Below are 6,490 nucleotides of genomic sequence, written 5' to 3'. Positions count from 1 at the left end.
CCTTGGAGACCAGTTCGCCCTCGGCGCGCCGGATGACGACGCGGTCGTGGAGTGGACGGAATGTCATGAAATTTCTTTCTGGGGCCGGCGCATAGGGCGACCACACCATCCCTATACGGACATTGGCACTCGGAAGATAGGAGTGCCAGAGATTATTCGCGCCAAGCGTAAAATTATCGAGACGGCGAAAATTCTCAGGGAATCAGAAGAATCGGAGGGAATGGCAATGAATTCTCGGAAATGATCGCGGATTCAGACATTATACTTACGATATACAGGGCAATGCGCGAAGCGGGAAGAACGACCTGAACTACGCGGCGACCAGCTCGACCGTCGTCGGATCGTAGGAGAACAGCCAGGCGGATCGTTCCGCGTTCATGTCGCGCTTCGCGAAGGCGGCGCGCAGGGCGGCCACGTCGGGCAGGTGGAACAGGGCGCGGTTGGCGCGCGATTCGTTGACGATGCGGGCGGTGCGGTCGACGCGGTTGGCCTGATAGAGGGCGATCGCGGCGGCGACGTCCGACGTCCTGAGCAGCGCGCGGGCGAGGACGGCCGCGTCCTCCACCGCCATCGCGGCGCCTTGCGCCATGTAGGGCAGGGTCGGATGGGCGGCGTCGCCGAGAAGCGTCACCCGCGCCGTGCTCCAGTCGCGGATGGGCTCGCGGTCGCGCAAGGCCCAGCGGAAGCACTGGTCGCGGTCGGCCGCGTCGATGATCCCGGTGATTATCGGGTGCCAGCCGTCGAAATCGGCGCGCATCTCGGCCCAGGGACGAGGCGTGGTCCAGGATTCGTCTTCCCACTGGGCGTACTCGACGCATCCGACGAGGTTCATCACGGTTCCGCCGCGAAGGGCATAGGTGACAGCGTGGCGGCCGGGGCCGGCCCAGATGTCGGTGGAATGCCAGCGGTGATCGGGCGGCAGCCGGTCCATCGGCACCATGACCCGCCAGACGGCATCGCCCGTATAGGCTGCCTCGGTCGACCCGACGACGCCACGCCGCACGACAGACTTGATGCCGTCGGCGCCGATCAGCACCGCGCCGCGCTCGGTCGTGCCGTCGGCGAGCGTCACCGTGACGCCGTCCTCGTCCTCGGCGAAGGAGGTCACCGTCCGTCCGGTGCGCACGGCGCCGGGGTCGAGGCTGCTGACCTTGCCGACCAGCAGGCGGTGCAGGTCGGCCCGATGGATGGTCACGTAGGGGACGCCGTGGCGCTCGCGATAGCCCGCGCCGAGCGGGATGGTCTGGAGAATCTCGCCGCTGTCGAAGATGCGGAAATGATAGGCGTCGGGCATCACGCCGGCCGCCTCGACCGCCTCCATCAGGCCGAGCGAGCGGTAGACCCGGCCGGCATTGGCGCTGACCTGGATGCCGGCGCCGACTTCGGAAAGCACGGGTGCCTGCTCGAAGACGGCGACCTCGAAGCCGGCCTGGAGCAGCGTGGCGGCGGCGGTGAGCCCGCCAATGCCGCCGCCCGCGATCAGGATGCGCCTTGCCCCCACCATGCTGTCCTCGGGTTCCGTCCTAGCCGGTGACCGCGACCGACATCTCGCCGATCCGGTCGATCCAGGCATGCATGATGTCACCGGAAGCGACAGGCGCGACGCCCTCCGGCGTGCCGGTCATGATGACGTCGCCCGGATAAAGCGTGTAGGCCTTGCTGGCATAGGCGATCAGTTTCTGGACGTTCCAGATCAGCAGCGAGGTGTTGGACTTCTGCCGCGACTGGCCGTTGACCTTGATCTCGAAGTCGAGATTGCCCGGATCGCCGATCTCGTCGGCAGTGACCAGATGCGGGCCGAACACGGTGAAAGTGTCGAGCGACTTGCGGAAGGAGCGGTCCTCGGTGCCGCGGATGGTCATGTCGAGCCCGATCATGTAGCCGGCGACATGCGACAGCGCGTCGGCCTCGTCGATGCGGAAGCCCTGTCGGCCAATGACCAGCGCCAGCTCGATCTCGTGGTCGATGCGCCGGTCGGCCCAGTCCGCAACCACCGCGTCGCCGGCGCCGATCATGGAGCTCGGCGCCTTCAGGAACACGCCGTAGTCGGCGATGGTCTTCACCTGGGTGCCGAAATTGATCTGCGTGTCCGCGCGCGATTCGTCGAGATGGAGCTGGTAGTTGACCGGCGCAGCGACGATCTTGCCGGGGTTGGCGACCGGTGAGAGCAGACGAACCGACGAGACGGGCACGCCCGGGACCGTGCCGGCAAGCTCTTCCATCCGGGGACGCAGGGCGTCGAGATGGTTGAAAAAGTGGTCGCCACGCGGCACGGGCCACTTCAACGGCGGGAGATGGTCGAGCACCGGCGTGACGTCATGGACGAGGTTTCCACGGACGATGCCGAGGCGGTCGTCGTCGTAGCGGCAGAAGCGCATGTGTTTATATCCTTGCAGTCGATCGGTCGTTTCTTTTAGCGCCCGCGTTCCTCGCGCCACAGGCCGAGCTTTTCCTGGGCGACGCGGTCGGAGAAGCAGAACAGGAAGGAATCCTCGGTCGCCGTGTAGCTGCGCCAGGTCCAGCCGGGCGCGACCGCCACGTCCGAGACCGACAGGTCGAAGCTCTTGTCGCCGACCGAAGCGGTCAGCGCACCTTCGGCCAGCGCCATGACGATGCCGTCGGTCGAGCGCATCGGCCTGGTCTGGAAGCCCTTCGGCAGATAAGTCATCCAGGCAGCCATGGTGGGCATGGCCCAGCCTCCGTCGAGCGGGTTGGCGTAGCGCATCGTCACCGCCTCGTGGGCGTCGGGCGCCTCGCCCTTCGACGCCGCCACCAGGGCTTCGCGGGTGCGCTCATAGGGATAGTTGAAGATCGGCGTCGTCAGCCCGTAGCGGCTGACGGGTGCGAGCGGCAGCATGCCCGAGCCGAAGCGGGCGAGTGAATCGCCCTCCGGCCGCACGATCGACTGGCGGTCGTCATTGTAGTGTTCGTTGAAGCCCGCCTCGAAGAAGGCGACCAGCGGCAGGTCGAGCCCGTCGAGCCAGGCGCAGGGATCGGAGCCCTCGTTGCCGTGGTCGTGATAGGCCCAGGACGGCGTGATGATGAAATCGCCGCGGCGCATTGGCGTACGCTCCCCGCCAACCGCCGTGAAGGCGCCCTCGCCCTCGAGCATGAAGCGCAGCGCCGAGGGGGTGTGGCGATGCGCGGGCGCGGTTTCGCCCGGCATGATGAGCTGCAGGCCGGCATACATCGTCGCGGTGGCGCGCGACTGGCCGGGCATGGCGGGGTTTTCCAGGACGAGGACGCGGCGCTCGGCCTCCTTCGCGGTCAGCAGGTCGCCCGATTCCATCAAGAGCGGTCGCACGTCGGCATAGCGCCAGCGATGCGGCGCAGCCTTCGATTTCGGTTCGTTGGGCAGGAGTCCGCGCAGGACCTCCCACAACGGCGCAAGGTTCTGCGGCGCGAGCCTGTCGTAGAAGGCCTTGCGCTCGGCTTCGGTGGAGCTTGCGGCGGCGGTGCTCATGGTGCTTCTCCCAATACGAGCGGCCTATTCGGCCGCGATTTCCCTGACCGATGCGTCGTCCTTGCGACGGCCGATGAACTCGATGGCGAAGACGGCGACGACGAGGGCTGCGCCGGCGATGTTGGCGGCGGGCGCCCAGGACGCCATGCCGAGCGGCACCAGAAGCAGCGCGCCGCCCGCAAGCGAGGCAAGGCGCAGGACGACGCCGATGCGGCGCAGGCCATAGCCGATCATGCCCGCCGAGACGAACCAGACGCCGATGATGGCGGTGCCGATGGTGAACAGGATTTCCACCCAGGAGCCTTCCTGCAACAGCAGGCTCGGCGAGAAGACGAAGAGGAAGGGGATGATGTACGCGGTCCAAGAAAACCGCATCGCCGCCCACCCGGTGCGCATCGGATCCGCCTTGGCGAGGTTTGCAGCGAAGAACGCCGCGATCGCCACCGGCGGCGTCACGAAGGACATCATGCCGAGATAGAGGATGAACATGTGCGCGGCGATCGGCGAGACGCCGACCTCGACCAACGCCGGCACGATGAGCACGGCCAAAAGCACGTAGACGCCGAGCGTGGGCATGCCCATGCCGAGCACGATGCACAGCACTCCCGAGATGAGCAGGAGCAGGAAGACGTTGCCGGAGCCGAGTTCGACGAGGAAAAGCGTCAGCGCGAAGCCAAGGCCGGTGATCTGGAGGATGCCCATGATGTAGCCGGCCGCCGCGGCGATCATGATGATGTCGGCCGACGACATGCCAGTGCGCACGATGCAGGCCCAGACTTCGCGCAAGGTCAGGCGCTGGGCGCCGTAGCCGAGGGCGAAGCCGATCGCCGCAACCGCGATGCAAGCATAGATGGCCGCGTTTTCCGGCTCGCGGTTCTGCCAGAACAACGCATAGACGAGCACGACGAAGGGCAGGAGGAAGAGCCAGCCCTTGGCCACGACCTTCAGCAGATTGGGGATGTCCTTGGCCGGCACGCGCAGGATCTTGCCCTTGGCGGCTTCGAGATCGGCCTGGATGAACAGCGCGAAATAATAGAGCAGCGACGGCACGAGCGCGGCGATGGCGACCTCGGCGTAGCTGATCTGGAGGAAGTCAGCCATCAGGAAGGCAACCGCGCCCATCACTGGCGGCATCAACTGGCCGCCGTTCGAGGCGCTGGCCTCGATCGCGGCGGCGTGCTCCGGCTTGAAGCCCGACCGCTTCATCATCGGGATGGTGATGACGCCGGTGGCGAGGATATTGGAGACGACGATACCATTGATCGAGCCGAACAGCGAGGAGGCCATGATCGAGATCTTGGCCGCGCCGCCACGGAAGCGGCCCATCAGGCCGAGCGACACGTCGTTGAAGAAATTGGCCCCGCCGGAAGACGACAACAGCTGGCCGAAGAACACGAAGGGGATGACGACCGTGACGCCGATCAGAAGCACCAGCCCGAACAGGCCGCTGGTGTCGAGGCCGAGATAGATGACCATGCCGGTCGCCTCGACCTCACGCGTCTGCAGCGCCCCGCCGACGTGGTGGCCGACGAGCGCATAGAGAAAAAAGGCGAGCACGACGACCACCAACGACCAGCCGGAAGCGCGCCGCAAGCCTTCCACAACGAGCAGGAAGAGAAGCCAGGCGACGATGGCCACATCCCAGGGCGAATTGAAGAACTCGCCCAGCATGCGCGGATAGGACCAGCCCATGTAGAGGCCGACCGCGATGGAGGTCGCGGCCAGCAGCCAGTCATACCAGGGAACCGCCACGCGCGGCGCTTCCGAGCGGCGGAACGGCCGCATGAGATAGACCATCGCCATGGCGAGGCCGAGCACGACCGCAAGGAACTGCTCGGCGAGGAAGTTGAAACCGGCCAGACGGTAGAGATCGGCCCCCCAGGCGATCCCGCCAAGGGCGATGGCCGCCCCCAGCACGGTGGTCGCCATCTCCAGCGCCCTGCTCGCGGGCGGCTCGAGATCGTGTTCGGCCTGCATCGTCATGCGCGTGGTCCCGGTTATCTGGCGTTTCGCGAGCGGCTTTTAGCGCCTACTCGGCCGGCCAGATGCCGACTTCCTTGTAGTAGCGGATCGCGCCAGCGTGATAGGGCACGTCCTGCTGCTGCACGGCCAGGTCGGCCGGGGTCATCGCGTTGAAGGAGGGATGGGCGGCAACCAGCGCGTCCTTGTTCTCATGCAACGCCTTGACGACCTGGTAGACCGTCTCCTCGTCCGCATCCGCACTGGCGGCAACCGTCATGGCGTACTGCATCAGGTTCGTTTCACCGATGACGCCGTTGAGATGCGGCAGCGGCACCTGCGAGGCAATGGTGTATTCGGGTCGCACGCCAGCCATGGCGGCCTTGGCCTCTTCGCTATTGTCGAGGCTGATGAACTTGATGCCGACAGCGGCATCCACTTCAGCCATCTTCGGCGCGCCGACGGCAAAGACCGTGGCGTCGAGACGGCCGGACTTGAAATCGTCGGCGGCGCGCAGGAGGTTGGCGGTCGGCACGCCGTCGGTATCGTCGAGCGTCAGGCCGGCGGTGGCGAGGATGGCGCTCGACAGCGCGATACCCTGCGGGAAGCCCTGCCAGCCGATCGGGAAGCGCTTGCCTTTCAGGTCGGCCACGGTGTCGATACCGGAATCCTTGCGCACCAGCACGCCCACCTTGAACGGGAAGACGGTCGCGGCGAGCTGAAGCTTGTCGAGCGGCTTGCCTTCATGCTCGTCCTTGCCGCGCACCGCGATGCCCACCTCGTCGTTGGACATGAAGGTGAAGGCGGCCTGGCCGGCCTGCACCGCGCCCATGGAAGCGGCCGGCGAATTGAAAGTGATGACGCGCATCTGCAGGCCGGTCTGTTCCTGCACGACCTTGGCGATGGCCTGGGTCTGCACGTTGTTGATCGAGCCCGGCGGCAGCGTCGAGATGCTGACCGTCTGCGCCGCGACGGCGCCGGTCAGGAAGAGGCCCGCAGCCATCACGGCTGCGTGTTGAAGCAGATGTCTCATGAACGTTTCCTCCCGTTGTCCCGCTCCTGCGGGGG

The 6,490-nt window shown here is 66.2% G+C and carries 6 protein-coding genes; 1 reads left to right on the top strand and 5 read right to left on the bottom strand.

The genetic code is table 11. The features are described 5' to 3' along the window. A partial coding sequence (locus EJC49_RS25985) for a hypothetical protein (RefSeq protein ID WP_210211845.1) occupies window positions 1–244 on the top strand: 244 nt, incomplete at its 5' end. Window positions 245–310: 66 nt separating this feature from the next. On the opposite strand, the gene EJC49_RS22365 is transcribed toward EJC49_RS25985, so the two are convergent. Genes EJC49_RS22365 through EJC49_RS22345 form a run of 5 tightly spaced genes read right to left on the bottom strand, consistent with a single transcriptional unit; the run spans window position 311 to window position 6,455 of the window. Beyond that, complete coding sequence (locus EJC49_RS22365; protein WP_170314840.1) at window positions 311–1,504, bottom strand: FAD-dependent monooxygenase; 1,194 nt, start codon at window positions 1,502–1,504, stop codon at window positions 311–313. Between the two features lie 19 nt (window positions 1,505–1,523). Continuing rightward, window positions 1,524–2,378, bottom strand: coding sequence for a fumarylacetoacetate hydrolase family protein (locus tag EJC49_RS22360; protein ID WP_126702151.1), 855 nt, complete (start codon window positions 2,376–2,378; stop codon window positions 1,524–1,526). A gap of 35 nt (window positions 2,379–2,413) precedes the next feature. Then, window positions 2,414–3,463 (bottom strand): gentisate 1,2-dioxygenase, encoded by a 1,050-nt coding sequence (gtdA, locus tag EJC49_RS22355; protein WP_126702150.1) that lies wholly within the window; start codon window positions 3,461–3,463, stop codon window positions 2,414–2,416. Between the two features lie 24 nt (window positions 3,464–3,487). Next, the gene (locus tag EJC49_RS22350) at window positions 3,488–5,446 is read right to left on the bottom strand and encodes a TRAP transporter permease (protein ID WP_126702149.1); all 1,959 of its coding nucleotides are present in this window, start codon (window positions 5,444–5,446) and stop codon (window positions 3,488–3,490) included. A gap of 46 nt (window positions 5,447–5,492) precedes the next feature. Then, window positions 5,493–6,455 (bottom strand): TAXI family TRAP transporter solute-binding subunit, encoded by a 963-nt coding sequence (locus tag EJC49_RS22345; RefSeq protein ID WP_126702148.1) that lies wholly within the window; start codon window positions 6,453–6,455, stop codon window positions 5,493–5,495. Between the last annotated feature and the right edge of the window lie 35 nt (window positions 6,456–6,490).

Origin of the sequence: Aquibium carbonis (assembly GCF_003970795.1) — a bacterium.
In the GTDB taxonomy this organism is placed as follows: domain Bacteria; phylum Pseudomonadota; class Alphaproteobacteria; order Rhizobiales; family Rhizobiaceae; genus Aquibium; species Aquibium carbonis.
The sequence above is the reverse complement of the archived record's forward strand: the minus strand, read 5'-3'. Positions and strand labels throughout refer to the sequence as shown.